Annotated in this window: 16 protein-coding genes and 2 pseudogenes; 6 read left to right on the forward strand and 12 right to left on the reverse strand. The window is 38.4% G+C overall.

All coding sequences use genetic code 11. The annotated features are described in order from the left end of the window. Positions 1–39: 39 nt before the first annotated feature. Positions 40–1,857 carry a protein kinase domain-containing protein gene (locus CWC04_RS14025; RefSeq protein ID WP_138685725.1) on the reverse strand — a complete coding sequence of 606 codons (1,818 nt, stop codon included), beginning with the start codon at positions 1,855–1,857 and terminating at the stop codon, positions 40–42. Between the two features lie 234 nt (positions 1,858–2,091). Here CWC04_RS14025 and CWC04_RS14030 point away from each other — a divergent pair, with 234 nt between their 5' ends. Beyond that, positions 2,092–4,107 carry a TonB-dependent receptor gene (locus CWC04_RS14030; protein ID WP_138685726.1) on the forward strand — a complete coding sequence of 672 codons (2,016 nt, stop codon included), beginning with the start codon at positions 2,092–2,094 and terminating at the stop codon, positions 4,105–4,107. Positions 4,108–4,167: 60 nt separating this feature from the next. Here CWC04_RS14030 and CWC04_RS14035 read toward each other — a convergent pair whose 3' ends face one another. Together CWC04_RS14035 and CWC04_RS14040 are read right to left on the reverse strand one after the other, a co-directional pair. Further along, positions 4,168–4,827, reverse strand: coding sequence for an NADPH-dependent FMN reductase (locus tag CWC04_RS14035; RefSeq protein ID WP_138685727.1), 660 nt, complete (start codon positions 4,825–4,827; stop codon positions 4,168–4,170). A 162-nt stretch (positions 4,828–4,989) separates the two neighbouring features. Further along, positions 4,990–5,790 carry a hypothetical protein gene (locus CWC04_RS14040; protein ID WP_138685728.1) on the reverse strand — a complete coding sequence of 267 codons (801 nt, stop codon included), beginning with the start codon at positions 5,788–5,790 and terminating at the stop codon, positions 4,990–4,992. Positions 5,791–6,219: 429 nt separating this feature from the next. Between CWC04_RS14040 and CWC04_RS14045 the strand changes: the two genes are divergently transcribed. Further along, positions 6,220–7,419, forward strand: a complete 1,200-nt coding sequence (locus CWC04_RS14045; RefSeq protein ID WP_024032231.1) for an Nramp family divalent metal transporter — start codon at positions 6,220–6,222, stop codon at positions 7,417–7,419. Positions 7,420–7,431: 12 nt separating this feature from the next. On the opposite strand, the gene CWC04_RS14050 is transcribed toward CWC04_RS14045, so the two are convergent. The 4 genes from CWC04_RS14050 to CWC04_RS14065 all read right to left on the reverse strand — a co-directional run bounded on the left by CWC04_RS14050 (position 7,432) and on the right by CWC04_RS14065 (position 10,208). Further along, the gene (locus tag CWC04_RS14050; protein WP_138685729.1) at positions 7,432–8,337 is read right to left on the reverse strand and encodes a cation diffusion facilitator family transporter; all 906 of its coding nucleotides are present in this window, start codon (positions 8,335–8,337) and stop codon (positions 7,432–7,434) included. Positions 8,338–8,413: 76 nt separating this feature from the next. Further along, complete coding sequence (locus tag CWC04_RS14055; protein ID WP_138685730.1) at positions 8,414–8,869, reverse strand: hypothetical protein; 456 nt, start codon at positions 8,867–8,869, stop codon at positions 8,414–8,416. Between the two features lie 17 nt (positions 8,870–8,886). Next, positions 8,887–9,123, reverse strand: a complete 237-nt coding sequence (locus CWC04_RS14060; protein WP_004586508.1) for a hypothetical protein — start codon at positions 9,121–9,123, stop codon at positions 8,887–8,889. Between the two features lie 71 nt (positions 9,124–9,194). After that, positions 9,195–10,208, reverse strand: coding sequence for a DUF5924 family protein (locus tag CWC04_RS14065; protein WP_126007008.1), 1,014 nt, complete (start codon positions 10,206–10,208; stop codon positions 9,195–9,197). 556 nt (positions 10,209–10,764) lie between these two features. On the opposite strand from CWC04_RS14065, the gene CWC04_RS14070 reads away from it, so the two are divergent. The 4 genes and pseudogenes from CWC04_RS14070 to CWC04_RS14085 form a co-directional block, all read left to right on the forward strand. Continuing rightward, positions 10,765–11,739 carry a DUF1852 domain-containing protein gene (locus CWC04_RS14070; RefSeq protein ID WP_138685731.1) on the forward strand — a complete coding sequence of 325 codons (975 nt, stop codon included), beginning with the start codon at positions 10,765–10,767 and terminating at the stop codon, positions 11,737–11,739. A gap of 29 nt (positions 11,740–11,768) precedes the next feature. Continuing rightward, complete coding sequence (locus CWC04_RS14075; protein WP_138685732.1) at positions 11,769–12,800, forward strand: methionine synthase; 1,032 nt, start codon at positions 11,769–11,771, stop codon at positions 12,798–12,800. Between the two features lie 282 nt (positions 12,801–13,082). After that, positions 13,083–15,101, forward strand: coding sequence for an HAD family hydrolase (locus tag CWC04_RS14080; protein ID WP_138685733.1), 2,019 nt, complete (start codon positions 13,083–13,085; stop codon positions 15,099–15,101). A gap of 322 nt (positions 15,102–15,423) precedes the next feature. Beyond that, a pseudogene (locus CWC04_RS14085) lies at positions 15,424–15,588 on the forward strand (methionine synthase); the annotation flags it as partial. Between the two features lie 80 nt (positions 15,589–15,668). Here CWC04_RS14085 and CWC04_RS14090 read toward each other — a convergent pair. The 5 genes and pseudogenes from CWC04_RS14090 to CWC04_RS14110 form a co-directional block, all read right to left on the reverse strand. Beyond that, a pseudogene (locus tag CWC04_RS14090) lies at positions 15,669–15,806 on the reverse strand (EAL domain-containing protein); the annotation flags it as partial. Between the two features lie 101 nt (positions 15,807–15,907). Beyond that, positions 15,908–16,483 carry a hypothetical protein gene (locus tag CWC04_RS14095; RefSeq protein ID WP_126007002.1) on the reverse strand — a complete coding sequence of 192 codons (576 nt, stop codon included), beginning with the start codon at positions 16,481–16,483 and terminating at the stop codon, positions 15,908–15,910. Between the two features lie 62 nt (positions 16,484–16,545). Continuing rightward, a complete protein-coding gene (locus tag CWC04_RS14100; protein ID WP_138685734.1) occupies positions 16,546–16,989 on the reverse strand; it encodes a HEPN domain-containing protein in 444 nt (147 codons plus the stop codon). A 135-nt stretch (positions 16,990–17,124) separates the two neighbouring features. After that, complete coding sequence (locus CWC04_RS14105; protein ID WP_138685735.1) at positions 17,125–17,535, reverse strand: hypothetical protein; 411 nt, start codon at positions 17,533–17,535, stop codon at positions 17,125–17,127. 64 nt (positions 17,536–17,599) lie between these two features. Next, positions 17,600–18,589 (reverse strand): IS30 family transposase, encoded by a 990-nt coding sequence (locus tag CWC04_RS14110; protein ID WP_039972569.1) that lies wholly within the window; start codon positions 18,587–18,589, stop codon positions 17,600–17,602. Positions 18,590–18,672 lie beyond the last annotated feature (83 nt).

An 18,672-nucleotide genomic window follows, 5' to 3' on the forward strand; every position in this document is an offset into this window, starting at 1 on the left:
CCAAGGGCAGACTTAATATTAAGCTGCCCTTTTTTATTTTTACTGCGCTAATAATTTTGGATTTTTAGGAAAAAAATTCTCTGGTTGTTTTTTGCAAAGCGAAAATTCGCGGGTGTTTTTATAAGGAAGCTTCATAAATCCTGCTACCCCCACATCAGTAATATTAACTGCATACTGCATTAATTTATTAAGTAACCGTTTAAACTCTACTTCTTTGCTTTCATCGAGTAAGCGATAGTAATGGTGTATTTTCATTCTATCTGGCAGGGCTTCAAATATAATACAGCCAGTATGATGAATTTGGTTTAGCTCAAACACACATCTAATCACTTTTTTAGGAAGTTGTAGCTGCTCATCAGGGTCTTTACCGTCTTCAAAGTAAGAATGTGGACGTGCAATTTCGTTTGCCTTCATGCTAACAACTTCATAATCAAGCTCAGGGAGGTTATCAAACTTAAACGCTCCGGTTCCATCTCGCTCTAATTGAATGGTTTTACGCGCATCAAATAAACAACACTTAAATAAACCTTTTTGACTTATTGCTTGAGCAAGCATCACGGTATTATTAATGGCATCGGTAAAGGCTGTTTTTAAACTTTCATCATGCATAATAAGCGATGACTCAACAAACAACGACTCATCTTTCCAATGAAAACTCAATCCACCCACTACCGGGTATTTAGCTAGGCGGCTAATTGAGGCCAAAAAGGCTTTTTCGGTATCGCCGGTATCAAACAAAAACTCTTTATAGTAACGGTCTAATTGAGCATCGTTTACATCAAGCAATTGCTGATTATGATCAGCTTGTCGTAAAAACTGTTTTCGCGAGCTATAAACTACGGTGTCGGGCTTATCACCTTTGCCAAACCAATACGGAATAACAGGACGAGGCTCCGCTTTTTTAAGCTCGGGTAAATACGCCTTAGCCATTTTAGTAATGTTACGGATAAAGTAATCGCCTGCGCCATCACGTATGGTTTTATTTTTAGACAGCATGCCATCAATAACATTGGCAAGCTCTCTGGGTAAGCCAAGCGAGCTTGCAGGAATGGCTTGCGCACCAAAACGACACGACTGAGCGGAGGCAAGTGCATATAAAGTAGAAGCCACACCTTGTTCATCAAAGCGTGGCGATGACTGCTCACCGGACATTTGCGCATCACCTATAAAATACACATCGCCCATTCTGGCATTAGTAGTACTTAAATCTCCCGACATTAAATCCATAAAATTACTGGCTATAGGCTCACCCTTACTATCAACCTGTGCGTAAACAGAACTTCCCCAATCAACTAAAGACAGCGCATCGCTTTGCTCATCCCATACCAAGTTAGAAGGTTTAATATCGCCATGCACTATAGGTTGAGGGGTTAAACCATTTTTATGATTACGCAAATCTATTAATACATTACGCAGCCGCACCGCTAATTGCATAATATGGGCGGCACTAAAACGCCCTTTTTTTAGCGATACTTTTTCAAGGTCTTCACCAATGGCGCGGGCCATCATTAAAATACCTTGCTTTTTTATACGCTCAAAAGCATAAAAGGTAGGCACTAGCGGGTTATTAATTTGCGAGAGCATATACGCTTCGTCTTCTAGGCGGTCGCGCACGCTTTGGGCAAGCGTAATACGCGAGAACTTAAACACCCAAGGTAAGGCATTTTCGTCATTGCCAGCAAACACAAACCCAAACGCGCCTGAGCCAATCATCTCTACATTTTTATAGCCAAGCGCACTCAGTTGTTTAATACAAATATTAAGCCATTGACGGTGTTTTTTGGCATCTCTATGTGACAGCAAATAAACAGATTGCTCTTCGTTAATATAAAAATTGCGAATTTCTTTGGCTTTCAATACAGGCTCTTTGTTTTATAGGTTTAATAGTGAGTTAGCCACATGATTATTAGTGTTATATAGGCAGATTACAATACTCACTAAGTAGTTTTTACTCATACCTAAAAAGCTCACTAGCTTAGTGTTTAATATGCGCTATTACACCTTGCTAACAAATGTTGCATCCAATCGATTAGCTAAGCCGTACTTAAACTATCTGCTTATTTTAGATAGTAAATACATAGGGATTTAGCGATGAAGAGATTAGCTTTACTTACACTGAGCACGTTATATAGCATTACCACCTACGCTAATATAGAGACCATTACTGTTTATGGGCATAGAGATGGTTTAATTGGCGAGTCTATCAGTGCCTCAAGCGGTATTATTGGTCAAAGAGAAATACAGCAGCGCCCCATGCTCAGAAGCGCCGAAATGTTAGAGCTTATTCCAGGCATGGCGGTTACACAACACAGTGGCTCGGGTAAGGCTAATCAATACTTTATTAGAGGCTTTAATTTAGATCATGGCACCGACTTTGCCACCAGCATTGAGGGCATGCCCATAAATATGCGAAGCCATGGACACGGGCAAGGTTATACCGATCTTAATTTTATTATTCCAGAAGCTATTTCAACTATAAATTACCAAAAAGGATCATACAGCGCTACACAAGGGGACTTTTCAAGTGCTGGTAGTGCGCAATTTAATTTAGCTAATAACTTAAAGCACAAGCAAATAGAGCTAAGCATTGGTGAAGATAACTATAAACATGCAGTAGTGCTTAGTGCAGTTGATGTATCTAATGCCAAGTTAATAGCAGCAGCTGAGTGGCAAGGCTACGATGGCCCATGGGATGATATAAACGAAAACGTAAATAAAAAAAATGCCCTACTTCGTTATGTTGGCAAAGCTTTAAATGGAGATTTATCTATTACAGCAATGGCCTACGACAACACATGGCAATCAGCCGATCAAATTCCACAGCGCGCAGTGTCACAAAATATAACGTCACCCTTAGGGTCGCTTGATACCACCCTTGGGGGGAGTTCGAGTCGCTATAGCCTATCAAGTGTTTGGCAAGGCAAGCATATAAAAACCAGTATGTATACCATAAATTACGATTTAACGCTGTTTTCTAACTTTAGCTATTTTTTAAACGACCCTATAAATGGCGATCAGTTTAACCAACAAGATAGCCGCACTATTTATGGTGGTGAGCTAAGTTATCAATTTGACTCCCTTACTGCAGGTTTAAATATGCAGCACACTGCAGGGCTTGAGGTTCGCCATGACGATATAGACAAGGTAGGACTTTATAACACTAAAGCGCGAGAGAGACTCAATACAATAAGACAAGATGCCATAGAACAAACAAGCTATTCGAGTTATTGGCAAACAAAAATACTTTTCACACCTAAATTAGAGGCAACAGCAGGCGTGCGGTACGACTATTTTGATACCGATGTAAGCAGTATCACACGGGTAAACTCGGGAAAAGAAAACGATGACTTAGTAAGCTTTAAAGGCAGTTTAAATTATAAATTTACCGATTTGTTAGTCGCTTATGCAAACTGGGGGCAGTCTTTTCATTCAAACGATGCCCGCGGCACTACCATTAATATTGACCCTGTTAGCCAACAAAATGCCGAAAAAGTAGATTTACTGGTAAAAAGTGAGGGTGCTGAACTAGGCCTGCGTTTTGCCGATGATCAAAACGTTAATTTATCAGCCGCTTTATGGTGGCTTACACTCGACTCAGAGCTTTTATTTGTAGGTGATGCGGGTAATACAGAGCCCAGTGATGCATCAAAACGTTATGGTCTAGAGCTAAGCGCGTATTATTGGATTAATGAACGCTTTAGCCTAGACATGGAAGCCTCGTTTACTCATTCAAGATTAAATATAAACTCTGACAAAAACTATATAGAAGGCGCAGTACCTGTTGTTGCAAGTGCAGGTTTAAATTGGCATATGAGTAAAATGTGGCAATCATCATTTAGAGTACGCCACATAGGTAAACGTACGCTTTCTGACTCTGGTGCTATTCGATCTGAACCATTAACGGTAGTTAATAGTGCTATTAGCTATAAACAAACTCACTGGAAAGTCGATTTTGAACTACTGAACTTATTTGATAGTACCGATCACGATATAGATTACTACTACGCTTCGCGCTTACCGGGCGAGCCTGCACAAGGTGTAGAAGATAACCACTTTCATCCTATTGAGCCTCGCACAGCCCGCTTATCAATTAGCTTATTGTTTTAACCGAGCAAAATACTCTATATAAAAACAGTGCACATATAAAAGCGCACCTTAATACATTTTTTAAGGTGCATTTCGCTGAGATGGTGCTGTTTTAAAACTTTTTAACATAGCGTGGGGATCTACGTTTTTACTATGCTGGCTGCTCGCCTGTGCCCACCACATCAGTTGGCTAAAAGTACGTGAATAATAATTAAACCACGATTTTTCTTCTTCGCCCTCTTGCATTGAACCATCGCTATTTAGCACCTCTTGCGCCTTTGGTACATGAACCATTGCAGAGACTGGCAAACACCCTAGTTCAGATAAAAAGGTACGTAAACTAATTGCCGCACGTAATCCTCCCCATTGCCCTGCCGAATAGGTGACAATAGCGCTTGGCTTGTACGAGAACAACGAGCTGCCAAAATGGTTTAGCAAATCAGCTAATGCCGGGCTCATACTATGATTGTACTCTGGGCTTACCATTATATAGCCATCGGCTTGGGTAATTTTATCTGCTAAGGCTGTTAAATGTGCTGGAGCTTGGCTTTTTGCATAGGCAAAATGAGGTTTAAATACATCCTCTGAAGGAAAGTCGAGCGCGTCTATAAGTTCAAACTCGTGCTCGCTGTAGCACTCGTTTAAACATTTGAGGCATGACTCAGCCACTCGCTCTCCTAATCGTGCTGGCTTAGGGGGTGTGCTATCTCTAACGGTGCCTAAAAAAACTAAAAATTTCATAAAAGCCTCCTTAATTGAGTGTTGTACCCACTATACCTTAAACCTAAAACATATTAAAAATGCGAGGCTTTTATTTGTTTGCACAATTTTTAGCACTCTAAACAAAAATTAATAAGGGTGGCACCCATCACTTACGCTTTAATGCTAACGCCAAGCCTACCCTCAATTAAATTGATAACTAACACCAAACCCTGCCCAAAATAAGGAGCGCAAATGCTCATCACCGCTATAGTGTGCAGCATCTTTGCTTATTGCAACGCTGTAACTGGCATAGCCAGATAGCATGACATTATTTAATAGTTGATAAGATAAATTAGCAGCAAGTTTTACGTTATTAAGGCCATTGTGGCCATCGCTTACATAACCACTATTAAAACCCGCCGCAGTTTGCAGCTCCAATCGCATTAAATCACTAAATGCATATTCTTTTGTAATTGCCAGCTCTATAAAAGAGCCGCTGAGCGATAACGAGTGGTAAATACTCGCCATTGCATGTATATCCCAATCATATGCATAGTTTATATCTAGGCTAAGCTCATTATCATGGGAATTTACTCCTTCCTCGCGTGCTTTTATATGGTTGTAACCTGCATACAAAGTTAGGTGTTCTGCAAGCTCAGTTGAATAAATAGCATTTAAATTTAGCTCATCGTAGTCATTATCAGTGCCTGTTGCTAACCAAGGGATAAACGTAAAGTCATTGTAATTTATTTCGCCCGCAATAGAGGCTAAAGCGCTACCGGGCAAGTTATCGCGCCCTTCTGTCACATAATGGCTTTCCCATAAAGGATGAATATGAAAATTTAATTTTTCATTTTCGTGGTCAGTGTGTGCAACGCTTTTTATATTCCCGCCTACACCTACCTCAAGCTCGTGTGGCGATTCATTCGCAGCGCTTTTACTCGTACCTAAAGCCAGCGACATAATGCAGAGCAAGTGAGAGATATTTAAATTAGTTTTCATTAAAAGGTCCAAAACCAAAAAGTTGCGCATAGTAGTGCTATATAACGAAGCTCAGCAATAAAAAGATGCCTTTTTAAACAATTTATTTAAAAAATGGCTCACATCATTAAAAAACTAAGTAACTTGCTCATTTTATAATCTATAAGGTAGGATAAAAATGAGAAACCAACAACGCACATGGCTGATTTATAAATATAACTCGCGCGTATTGTGCATTTAACAAGCAGGTAATCGTTTGGCTCTTTAAATCTATATATAAGTTGGTATCCTACGCGGCTTTTTGATAGTCATATTAAAATAATTACCCAGAGTTTAAGGTTAATTAGCCAAGGTGGGGCTCTCGCTGCATGGCACGTAAAGTGGCAGCAATCTAGGTTCAACGTAATAAAACGTTGTTCTAAATTTAAAAGCAAATATTAAGGTAACAGTATGCGATTTGGCCCAGGATTACTTGTAACAGCCGCATTTATTGGCCCCGGAACAATCACAACGGCAAGTGTTGCCGGTGCAAACTTTGGGTTTGCATTAATTTGGACATTACTCTTTTCGGTTATTGCCACTATTTTGTTGCAGTCTATGGCTGCTCGATTAGGAGTAGCAACAGGGCAAGATTTAGCACAAGCGTTACGTGCACACATTAAAACCCCTTATCTTAAAGCGCTTGCTAGTTTTTTAGTAATAAGTGCTATTGGTGTGGGTAGCGCTGCATATGAAGCCGGAAACCTCAGTGGTGCAAGTATGGGGCTAGTTGGTATTTTCCCGGGGGTAAGTGCACAAATATGGACGCCTTTAATTGCCGTATGTAGCGCTATTCTTTTATACAGTGGTAAGCACAAAGTGGTTGAAAATGCATTAATACTGCTGGTGATCCTTATGAGCCTGGTATTTATATCTACCCTAATTATGGCTGCGCCACCAATGGCTAAAGTACTCGCTGGGTTTATACCTACAATGCCAAGTGGCTCAATTACAACGGTATTGGCCCTCATTGGCACAACCATTGTTCCGTATAACTTATTTTTGCACTCTGGTGTTTTGGCAGCGCAAGATCATTCTAAAAGTGATAAAGACACTGTTATTAAACAAACTAACTTAGATACAGGTTTATCAATTACGCTAGGTGGGGTGATCACCCTTGCCATTTTATCAACCGCATCTGTTGCCTTTTATGGCACCGATGCCGGTAAAATTAGTGCAGCAAATATGGCCGTGCAACTTGAGCCATTACTTGGCGAAGCAGCGCATTACTTTTTTGCTATTGGCTTATTTGCCGCAGGATTAACCAGCGCAATAACAGCCCCATTAGCAGGCGCGTATGCGGTATGTGGCATGCTTGGTTGGTCAAGCGAAATGAGTAACACCCGTTTTAAAACAGTCGCCATTACAATTTTAGCTTTTGGTGCATTTGTGGCCTCACTGGGGCTTGACCCTGTTGCAGTAATTATATTTGCACAAGCTGCAAATGGATTACTACTACCCATAATCACCGCGTACTTGGTGTGGTTAGTGAATCAAAAATCAGTCATGGGAAAATACACCAACTCAACACTTTTAAATGTGGTTATATTACCCGTGCTACTACTCATTTTTTCGTTAAGTTGTTACAAGCTATCAGGGTTAATTTTTTAAAACCAATTACGTTTAACCATGGGCATGCCCATGGTTAAACATACAACCTGCGCTGCCTTGGCTGCTTTCAACTTGAATGGTGGCGTGTTCAATGTCAAAGTGGTCATGTAAATGGCTCTGTACTTCAATTAAAAAGTCGTTATTTAATGCGTTGTTGTCAGTTACTAAGTGCACAATAAGCGCAGACTCTGTGGTACTTAGTGGCCACACATGTAGCCCATGCACACCTGTTACATGCTCAATGCTTAAAAAATACTGCTTTAGTTTTTCTATACTAATATTTTTGGGTACGGCGTCTGTGGCGTAATTAAGCGAGTCTTTAAATAATCCCCACGTGCCAATAAACACAATCACGACAATACTCAAACTTACAACAGGGTCTACCCATTGCCAGTTTTTAAATAAAATAACAATGCCGGCAATTACCACACCTAAAGACACCGCTGCATCGGCCGCCATATGTAAAAAGGCACCTCTAATATTTAAATCGTGCTTTTGCCCTTGCACAAACAACAACGCAGTTAAGGTGTTAATTACCACACCAATAAGCGAAACCACTATAACCGTCATGCCTGTAACCGGCTGAGGGTTTTCAAAACGCTCTATGGCATGCCAGGCTATGCTAGCAAGGGCAGCCATAAGTAAAACAGAGCTCATTAAAGACGCTAACACCGTTGATTTTTTATAGCCAAAGGTGCGCTTGTCGGTAGCTGCTTTACTTGCCAAAACATTTGCCCCCCACGCAAGTAATAAACTAACCACATCGCTTAGGTTATGCCCTGCGTCGGCTAAAAGCGCGAGGGAGTTGGCAAAAAAACCGTACCCTGCTTCTATCACGACAAATATAAGATTGAGTAAAACGCCTATAGCAAACGCGCGATTATAGTGACTAATATGATGGCTGTGATCGTGACTCATGTTGCTCCTTACATAGTAAATAACTTGATTAACCTGAGCTGTGGAAAATCTATTTTTAGCGCTCACTGTTTTTAATTTATAAGGTTAATGAGGTATGTGTTCGGAAAAGTTTAAGTGTACCTAATAAATAAAACAGCCCATAAATACTGCATACAATTGAGCTTACAATCCAAAATACAATTGAGTTGTGATGAATGAACTGACTGGTTGTTACAAAAGGAGCGATTAATCCTGCTACCCCCCTTAGTAAATAAACACCTGTTATTAATACTAAAGCCGTTTTTAATAAAGGCAGCTTTATAATAACACCCGCGCCAGAGAGCGCATACATGCCCCATATAGCCAGTATGGCTGATATAATTAAAGTAACAAAGGTAGGATACGTACTTCCCTGCTCAGCCAACTGCGCCATGTGTTCGCCAGCACCAAAAAAGCGATACCAATCAGGGCCGCCAAAAATACAGGCAATATGTAAAAGTGACGCTATAAAACTTAAAACCCCTGCTATAACCAATAGCTTATTAAACTTCATATACTTATAGACCTAAGTTATTGGCTTAGGTAAGCAACAAAACCAATTAACGCTGCGTAAAAACTAAAACCAAGCAAACATATTAGGTAAACGTTTTTAGCTTTATTTGCCTTAAAGCTCATATAATCTTTAATGTCAGCTTTAAACTGACCAAAGGTGAATACGTTTAAAATTGCACAGCCGGTAGAGTACAAAATAAACCCTAAAATGGTTTCTATCATTAGCCACATAACAATATCTAAAGCAATGCTCATAACACTCATCCATTAAGTAATGTAAAAACAGCGTATCAAATCTATAGTTGATTATCAGCGTATTTATAGCGTTAAGGTGTAACAATAAATTTCGTAAGTCCTATTAATTGCCCCGACTCAGTTACCACTTTTACTTGCCACTTACCTTTAGCATCATGCGGAAAATTTACTTTATGAGTCCATGCTCTGTAGCCTTGTTTTCGCCCGCCATTAATATTGAGCGTAATTCTGTCGACCTCTTTTTTATTGTGTATCCATACATGAAATATTTTTTCGTTTAGGCCTCTTGGCGCTTTTACTGCGGTCCATGTGTATAATCCTTCATGATGAAGTGTATATAAATCAAGAGTATCAATGCTACCTAGTGGTTTTTTATGCTCAACATCTACTTTGTGCGCCAAGGTAATATCGGTTAAACGCAGTGCTGCTGGCGGAACATAACTGCGAAGCTGCCAAACCCCGGCGCTTATTGCGCATAAAATTAAAACTAAAATAGGAAAACGCCACCAGCGCGCATCAGGCATTAAGTTTGTTAAGCTAGGTAAAGTAATAAGCACTGAGGTTACAAGCGCAATTGCTAAGCTTTGGCTCGTAGTTAGGTTTAATAAAATAGGTAAAGTAACAAGCAAAACCACAAATAAGGCAAAGTTATGAAATACTGTAAACAGCGTGCGGTTTTTAGCTAACTTTTTATAGTAAAATGGATCTATTACCGATATAAAGGCACATATAATAATCAGCGATGTAAATAATGCTTGTGGGTGATCCCACTGGGTAACCGCTAAAAAAAACGGTAACGCAAAAAATAGGCTTTCTTGCTGCACCATTTGCAGTGCAAAGCGCATTACATTGGGAGATACGGCTACCCCAAAGCGCTCTTGTACTTTATCGCGTAGCCAGTTGTCGATGATCAACCAAAACCAGCTCACCAGTAAAACAATGGCAATAACCTGCGAGAACGACTCTTTTCTATCGACCATTACATAGCTTGCAACACCTGAGCAAAACGCCAATACAGCCAATAGCCCTGGTCGCTTTTGCATTGCCACTATAAATTGAGTAATGAGGTTTTTTAGTTTGTTCATTTATTTTAGTGTCCGTACATAATGTACTTTATTATTATCAAGTTAGTTAAGTCAGTGTAACTAAGCGTAGATGAACAACACATAGATGCCTGCAGGTATTATTTTTAGTTGTTGCATTAAAAACCACTCCCTTTTAACCGCTATTTTAATAAATAAGTGCCTATAACTCGCCGTAAAACTACAGTAATTTTTAAAACTGTAACTTTAAGCGTTAATTAAAATAAGGGCTACAGCCGTGCCTGAATTTTATTAATGCGTAACGTGAAATTACCACAACAAACACATCTAGACGTCTAAATACCTATAAATTATACACTGCACTATTTTTTTACATGCCCAAACACAGGTTTATGTTCTCTGAGTAACACATTTAATTTATATAAATGAATCAAACTCATGTTTTATGTGAAATTAAACCGTTTTTATTAAAGCACCAATCAACGTATAAATTATCCATCGGCCAGCGCTTATAAGCATTAAGCCTGTTTATTACAAAACCACCCTTTGAGCACGCTAAAGGCTCAGGTTTTAAATATACAATATGGATAGAGTCACCATGAGTAAAAACATTACATTTAATATTAAAAGTCAGCGCCTTGATGAAAACTACCAACCCGCTGAAAACACCCGTATTACCACTAATTTTGCAAACTTAGCACGAGGTGAACACCGCCAACAAAACTTAAGAAAAGCGCTAAATATGATCAACAACCGCTTTAACACCCTTGCTAATTGGGATAACCCAACCGCTGAGCGCTACAGTGTAGAGCTTGAGATTATTTCTGTAGATATTGGTTTAGATGAAAACAGCCAAAGCTTTCCTTCTATAGAAATATTAAAAACAAATATTATTGATACCAAAACAAACAAGCGCATAGAAGGTATTGTTGGTAATAACTTTTCATCGTACGTTCGCGACTACGACTTTAGCGTGTTACTTCAGCAACATAATAAAAATAAACCACAATTTAGTATTCCCGATAATTTTGGTGAGCTGCATGGTAAATTATTTCAATCGTTTGTAAGCTCAAACACCTATAAGCAACACTTTAAAAAACCACCGGTAATATGCCTCAGTGTGTCAGATAACAAAACCTATCATCGCACTGCCAACGAGCATCCTATTTTAGGCATTGAATACCAACCAAACGAATCTTCGTTAACAGAGCAATACTTTAAAAAAATGGGCCTACAAGTGCGTTACTTTATGCCTGCAAATAGTGCCGCACCTTTTGCCTTGTTTTTCTTTGGTGACTTACTAAACGATTACACCAACCTTGAGCTAATAAGCACCATTAGCACTATGGAAACCTTTCAAAAAATTTATCGCCCAGAAATTTATAACGCCAATGCCAAAGCGGGTAATGCCTTTAAGCCTAATTTAAAAAATGTCGACCACTCACTCACGCAAATTATTTACGACAGAGATGAGCGCAGTAAATTAGCCGCCGAGCAAGGCAAGTTTGCTGAAGAGCATTTTATAAAACCGTATAAATCAGTGCTTGAGCAATTTACAACAGCAAACGTTTAACCTTATTTTAATAAAGGGTCACTCTTATTATGAAAACATTATTACCTACCTCTACCGCAGGCAGTTTACCAAAGCCCTTATGGCTTGCAGAGCCAGAAACCCTTTGGTCGCCGTGGAAGCTTCAAAACAACGAGCTTATTGAAGGCAAAAAAGACGCCCTGCGTATTGCACTTCACTCACAACAACTCGCTGGTATTGATATAGTGAGCGATGGCGAGCAAACACGCCAACATTTTGTAACTACATTTATAGAGCACCTTAACGGTGTTGATTTTGAAAAACGAAAAACCGTAAAAATACGCGACCGTTACGATGCAAGTGTCCCAAGCGTAGTGGGCCCTGTTAGCCGCCAAAAACCTGTATTTGTAGAAGACGCTAAGTTTTTGCGCTCGCAAACTAACCAACCTATAAAGTGGGCACTACCCGGCCCAATGACCATGATAGATACACTTTATGACGACCACTACAAAAGCCGCGAAAAACTAGCCTGGGAATTTGCCAAAATACTCAACCAAGAGGCCAAAGAACTAGAAGCCGCAGGCGTAGATATTATCCAATTTGATGAGCCCGCGTTTAATGTATTTTTTGATGAAGTAAACGATTGGGGCATTGCCTGTTTAGAACGCGCAATTGAAGGGTTAAAATGCGAAACTGCTGTGCATATTTGTTATGGCTACGGCATTAAAGCCAACACCGATTGGAAAAAAACACTCGGCAATGAATGGCGCCAGTACGAAGAAGCTTTTCCTAAATTACAGCAATCAAATATTGATATTATCTCACTTGAGTGTCACAACTCACACGTACCTATGGACTTACTTGAACTGATCAGAGGTAAAAAAGTAATGGTAGGCGCTATTGATGTAGCCACCAATGAAATAGAAACACCCGAAGAAGTAGCCACTACTTTACGCAAAGCCCTACAATTTGTAGATGCAGACAAACTCTACCCCTGCACAAACTGCGGCATGGCCCCGCTTTCACGCGAAGTTGCAAACGCTAAGCTTAATGCATTGAGTAAAGGCGCGGAAATAGTAAGAAAAGAGCTATTAGTGCAGTAGTAAATTTAGTTATAGCGCATTATTAAATTTTATAAATAATGCGCTTAACTCATATTTATAAAAAACTGCATTAATTACTAAAAATCACTTCTAACTATTTAATAAAACAAAATATAATATAAAGAGCTACACTATCGCCCCCCCACTACTACATCATTTCAAATTTCTACACTTGAATTACAAATAATCATACTGTAATACTTAGTATGTAACATTAAGTCTCTACTTTAAGCAGTACAAAGTAAGTATATTTTTACATAAAACATGATTAAAGGACTAGTTATGCTGAATAATGTTAAAAATCTAAAAAAAATTAAAACTAGAATACATCATAAGTACGCAAAAACTTTAAACACGTTAAATGCTGAAAAAGATCTTAAAAAATTAATTGATAGTAAGGATGTCATTTCTTTTGATATTTTTGACACTGTTATTGTTCGAAAAATACTTAGCCCCAGTGATATATTTAGGATAGTTGAAAGTATATATAGAAAAAAATATGGAGAGCTTAGTTTTAACTTCTCAGAAATAAGAAGTAAAGCTGAATCAAAAGCGAAAATAAAACTAGATAAAATTTGTATAGGATTATCTGAAATATACGAATATATTAGGTCTTCTTATGACTTAGATATAGAAACGATCAACAAGCTAAAGTTATTAGAAATAGATATTGAGCTAAAGCTATGTACGAAAAATGAATATATATTCTCATTCTATCAGTACTGCATTGAATGTAATAAACAAATCATTTTCACTTCTGACATGTACCTTCCCGAGACCGTTATAGGTGAAATCCTTCATAAAAACGGCTACACAAAATACCACTCACTCTTTGTTTCATCTGTTATAGGTAAGTCAAAGTCACAAGGTGCAATATACCCTCATATCATCAACTCTCTCTCCTGTAGAGCATCTCAGATTCTACATATTGGAGATTACTTCTATGCGGATGTAATAAACTCTTCTAAATTTGGTATAACTCCATATTTTTATCAAAAAACTAGCGAATTGGGCTTTAAAAAAAATGAGTTCAACATTCTAAGGAAACTTTATGATAAAGAATTATCAATTTCCGATTCGATTTACTTTGCAACCATATTCAATAAACACTTTACACATAGAGCGACTAAAAAAGAAATTACCTCTTATGAGTTTGGTTACACATATTGCGGGATACTCTATTTAGGTTACATAAAATGGTTAACGAAGCAAGTTAATGAACAGGGTATTAAAAAGGTGTTTTTTCTCGCTCGTGATGGTTACATGATGCATAAAATATATAATATGATTAATAAATCAAGCCATGTGCCCCCTAGTGAATATATGTATGCCTCACGTAGAGCAATTAACATACCGACTATACAGGATAGTTTAGATTCATTTTCAATGAATATACTTTGTAATTTTATTCCTAATTTAAATGTAGAAGACTACCTTAATAGAGTTCATCTTAAGGCTGACAGACATATAGAGAAAATACAACGTGCTGGATTTATAGATAAAAAGCATATAATTAAAACTGAAGATGACAAAGTAAAGTTAGCTACACTTTTTCAAAGTTTATCAGCTGAAGTGTGTAAAAACACCGCCATCGAAAGAGATGTTTTAGTAAAGTATTTAGACAAAATAGGTTTTACTAAAACTGAAAAAATCGCCATTGTTGATATAGGGTGGCGAGGAACAACTCAACACTCGTTAGAGAAGTTAATGTCCTTCATGGATAAGTCACCAGAAATAGTGGGGTATTACTTAGGAACATTTAGCAAAGCGAAAGAGTTTGTTGATAAAGGTCTAGCCATGTCTGGCTATAGCTGCAATTTATCTCTTCCAAAGTGGAATTATGATGTTTTGAATAACTGCGTAGAGATGTTTGAATTTATTTTTTCTGCGCCACACGGTTCAGTTATTAACTTTGAAGAGAATAATGGAGCCATCAAACCTGTATTCGAAAGCGCAAATATATCAGCCAAAAAATCTCAGATGATAAGTGAGCTACAAAAAGGGGCTGAGGACTTTGTAAGAGATTTTACAGAGGTTGAAGCAGCCACTATTGAGGTTGATATTGATGCAAAGTCGGCTTTAAGTCCAATTTCAAGACTATTAAACTCCCCTACTTATAACGAAGCAGTGTATTTTGGTAACCTAACACATACTGAATACATAGGAACAAAAAATTATGATAGATACTTTGCTAAAGTAACTGAGCCTTGGTGGGCCCTGCTTAACCCAATAAAAACAAGAAAAATATACTACTCGACAGTTTGGAAAGCCGGACTCAAAAAAAGATATTTGAGGCTTTAGCGAAATTAACGAGTTTATTGAGAGCGTACAGAATTCTGTGTAAGACTAACCTATGACGCTTTCTTGTTTCTTTCAACACCATGACTCAAATAAGCCAACTGCAGCAGCGCCATTTATTTCATGTATTTATAGCCGTTCATCTAAAACTACAAAAATAGCATGAGTATGCTAAGAATCAGTTATTAAGTATTCTGAGTTGTCCAAAGTGAGACCATTTACTTCATAAGTTGTAGCGGCACAAATTAGACTCTAGGCACAAATTAGACTCGACACCCACTATAATTTAACGAACCGAACTGTGTCCCTAAATATGTTGCGTCAAGTAGCCGCTACTTTACGCCAAGCCCTGCAGTTTGTATATGCCGATAAACTCTACCCCTGCACAAACTGCGGCATGGCCCCGCTTTCGCGCGAAGTTGCAAACGCTAAGCTTAATGCATTGAGTAAAGGGGCGGAAATAGTAAGAAAAGAGCTATTAGTGCAGTAAAGCTTGCTTTAAAAACTAGCTATGTAATTAAAACCAGCGCACTTATTTTAAAATTAAGTGCGCTGGTTGAGTTAATTATTTTAGGATTTAAGTAACACGCAAAAGTCATCCCACGGTAATGGCCGCGATAAATAGTAGCCTTGTGCCCAATCACAACCAAGTTCTTTGAGGTAAGTCATTTGTGCTTCGGTTTCAACACCTTCAGCAATCACTCTAAGATCGTAAAGCGGACAAAAATTGTGGGTTGAAATGTGTAGCGAATCGAAGCGAAACATAACCCACTGTTTTTGTTACGTTTAAACGCCTTTTTATAGCAATTTCAGCCACAACATTTTTTATGTTTTTTACTAGAGCCACAATAGCAATAATCATTGCGCCCTGTGTTTTTAACAGCAAGTGCTTGGATTTGTGGGTATAAAGCCTGACAACTGCCATTAATATCTTGAATTTCTGAGCATGAATTATCAAAGCCCATTAACCTAAGCTCATCGTGTCTTTTATGTAGGTCTAGGTAATTATCTAAAACTTCATCGTCTACCAACGGAATGAACCTGCTAGGCAAATATTCATTTTGAATAAGTTGATCTATTGAATTGTCAGGAGAAAACTTAGCAGTATTTTTCCTATTTTCATTTAAAGTTACACATAAAAAAGAGTTGTCACTTTTTTTAACTAAAGCATGTGCGGTAAGTTGTATCGCTACATTACCTATAACAGTTATTAACCAACCAAACTGAAGTTCATCACCATGATTTTCAATGTACTTTGTAGTATTTTTTAAGCAATTTAACTCTTTCGAGTATTCTTGCCTTTCAATTGCAATAGGAGATAAATACTTTAACCCAGCTCTTTTAAGTAAGTCATCGGATATAGTTTTAGGATCAAACTTTCGCATCAAATTGCATACTCCATTATCGCTATAACGCGGAGGTTTTGGCGTCAGACTGGAAGCGCTTGTCAGGCATACTTATCGACTAGCTCTGCAACAAAAGGCCAAGAATGCTTACATAGCTCAACATCGCGATCTCTAGATGGAGACTTTTGTCCATGCATGAGATTACAACGTACTTGATAAATGAACATCAATATAGATTTAAGTTTGGCTAATGGACAGTCTGAAGAATTATAACTATCTATATCTCTTTGAGAGTTTCTTCCGTTACCGCGCATATCTATAATTGGTCTAGACATGAAATATGTGATTTCTGTTTGGTGGTTGTCGATTAATTTCTGAGCTGTACCCACATCAACATTAGCATCAATGAATTGTTTGATTGCTTGAATTTCTGAATTTGATTGATGAGCACTGTATAAATTATTGAAGCCCATCCAACAATTGCTCAAGCAATCCATTGGATCATCATGGTTCAAACCTCTTTGTAAACACTCTAAAGATTTCACTGAACCTCCTTGTATGCCTACGCCCAAATAATGCGCGCACAGCGCGCTGACTGTGTGTGCCAAACTGCGAGCTTGCGAGCCAGGCACACACTGGCTTAGCGCTGAGCGTCGTGTTAATTTGCTTGTTAGCTCTCGTTACCAAATGTACTTCCTGTAATCAAGGATCCTACCAGCCACTTCACAGGCCTCACACCTAACTATCCAGCCCAACAATGCTTTTTTGCCGACAATGTTTCCTTGACAAATTGGGCATTTTTCATCTGCAACAGCGCTCGGTAATTGCCCACTGCTTTTACGAGAAAAAGCTGAACAAAATGCAAGGAATTCGTCGCTTAGGCTCCAGTAGAGCTCGCCTGATATTTCATAGCAAAATTTAGTAAACCTAATCTGCTTATTTGTGGCTTTTTCCTCTGGGCTTGAGCTCATCTTTGCATCTATAGCAGCGTTAATGCTTCGGTAACGTTCAGGCCACTTTTCTCGGTCGATCATTTCTTGGCAATCAAGAAGCTCTTCCATTGAATATGTTGAATAATCTGGCTCACTCATGCTCCCCTCCGAGAGAGAATTATTAAATTTGACACCCACTATAAATCAGCGAACTGAACTATGCCTAGATTCTAATTGGAAGTGCACCACCTAATTCATTATAGACTTCATTTGGTGTTTTAAATCCTAAACATTTTCTAGGGCGATTATTTAGTTGCTCCTCTACCTTTTTTAATTGCTGATGGCTTACTTTGCTAAAGTTTGTTTTCTTCGGATAATACCTTCTAATTAACCCATTTATTTGCTCTACAGCACCTTTTTCCCAACTGTGATAAGGCTCACAAAAATAAGATTTATTTTTCAAAATGGCTTCTACTTTTTTAAACTCCGTATTTTCAGAGCCATTGTCATAAGTTATCGATAAACAAGAGCTTGGTGGGTAAATAGATAGTTTTTTACATATTGCATTCGATGTCGCTAGAGCTTTTTTAGATGATAATTTAGTGATGTGACACACTCTAGAAACTCGTTCAAGTAACACATTCAGCGCACATTTTCTGTCGCTAGATTCAACAGAGTCACTTTCCCAATGCCCAACGTTTTTTCTGAGATTAATGTCATCTGGTCTGTCTAAAATACTACATCTTTGACCCCAAACTGTTTTCGTTTTACGGGTTGGATATTTTTTCTTACGCTTTTTATGTTGCCTAGCTAAATATACAATAAGTGATGTTTCATTCTTGTATATATATTGATAAATGGCCTCGTGAGATACGCTGGGTAAGGTTTTATCAAATTTTATTCGTCCAGCTATGATCTCAGGACTCCACCCAAGTTTGAGTTTATCTGCCACATAGCGTTGAGCTTCAACAGACTTAAGCTTAACTCGCTTAGCTCTCTCCCTTACCCTTACTTCATAATACATTTGAGCTGGATGAGGGTAATAAGTTGGTACGTAATAATCATATTTATTACGCTTTAGCTCTCGGCTAATAGTGCTATGTGAGCGATTTAGTAATCGGCTCACCTCACGTATTGATTTTTTTTGGTAATGATACCACTCAAATAAACGACAACGTTCAAAGTTAGATAAATGTGAATATTGGGTACCCATGGCACACCTCCTGAACTTATAGTTTAGTAAAGGTGGTGCACTTCGACCTTGAATCTGGCGTACGCAAAGAGCAAAATTTAAGA

The organism is Pseudoalteromonas sp. S2893 (assembly GCF_005887105.1).
GTDB lineage: Bacteria > Pseudomonadota > Gammaproteobacteria > Enterobacterales > Alteromonadaceae > Pseudoalteromonas > Pseudoalteromonas atlantica.

Excerpts from the sequence above, each read along its gene's own strand:
- CWC04_RS14080 (WP_138685733.1), top strand. The coding sequence starts at position 13,083 with ATGCTGAATAATGTTAAAAATCTAAAAAAAATTAAAACTAGAATACAT.
- CWC04_RS14050 (WP_138685729.1), bottom strand. The coding sequence starts at position 8,337 with ATGAGTCACGATCACAGCCATCATATTAGTCACTATAATCGCGCGTTT.
- CWC04_RS14035 (WP_138685727.1), bottom strand. The coding sequence starts at position 4,827 with ATGAAATTTTTAGTTTTTTTAGGCACCGTTAGAGATAGCACACCCCCT.
- CWC04_RS14055 (WP_138685730.1), bottom strand. The coding sequence starts at position 8,869 with ATGAAGTTTAATAAGCTATTGGTTATAGCAGGGGTTTTAAGTTTTATA.
- CWC04_RS14110 (WP_039972569.1), bottom strand. The coding sequence starts at position 18,589 with ATGGGTACCCAATATTCACATTTATCTAACTTTGAACGTTGTCGTTTA.
- CWC04_RS14075 (WP_138685732.1), top strand. The coding sequence starts at position 11,769 with ATGAAAACATTATTACCTACCTCTACCGCAGGCAGTTTACCAAAGCCC.
- CWC04_RS14095 (WP_126007002.1), bottom strand. The coding sequence starts at position 16,483 with ATGCGAAAGTTTGATCCTAAAACTATATCCGATGACTTACTTAAAAGA.
- CWC04_RS14060 (WP_004586508.1), bottom strand. The coding sequence starts at position 9,123 with ATGAGCATTGCTTTAGATATTGTTATGTGGCTAATGATAGAAACCATT.
- CWC04_RS14040 (WP_138685728.1), bottom strand. The coding sequence starts at position 5,790 with ATGAAAACTAATTTAAATATCTCTCACTTGCTCTGCATTATGTCGCTG.
- CWC04_RS14045 (WP_024032231.1), top strand. The coding sequence starts at position 6,220 with ATGCGATTTGGCCCAGGATTACTTGTAACAGCCGCATTTATTGGCCCC.
- CWC04_RS14105 (WP_138685735.1), bottom strand. The coding sequence starts at position 17,535 with ATGAGTGAGCCAGATTATTCAACATATTCAATGGAAGAGCTTCTTGAT.
- CWC04_RS14070 (WP_138685731.1), top strand. The coding sequence starts at position 10,765 with ATGAGTAAAAACATTACATTTAATATTAAAAGTCAGCGCCTTGATGAA.
- CWC04_RS14030 (WP_138685726.1), top strand. The coding sequence starts at position 2,092 with ATGAAGAGATTAGCTTTACTTACACTGAGCACGTTATATAGCATTACC.
- CWC04_RS14065 (WP_126007008.1), bottom strand. The coding sequence starts at position 10,208 with ATGAACAAACTAAAAAACCTCATTACTCAATTTATAGTGGCAATGCAA.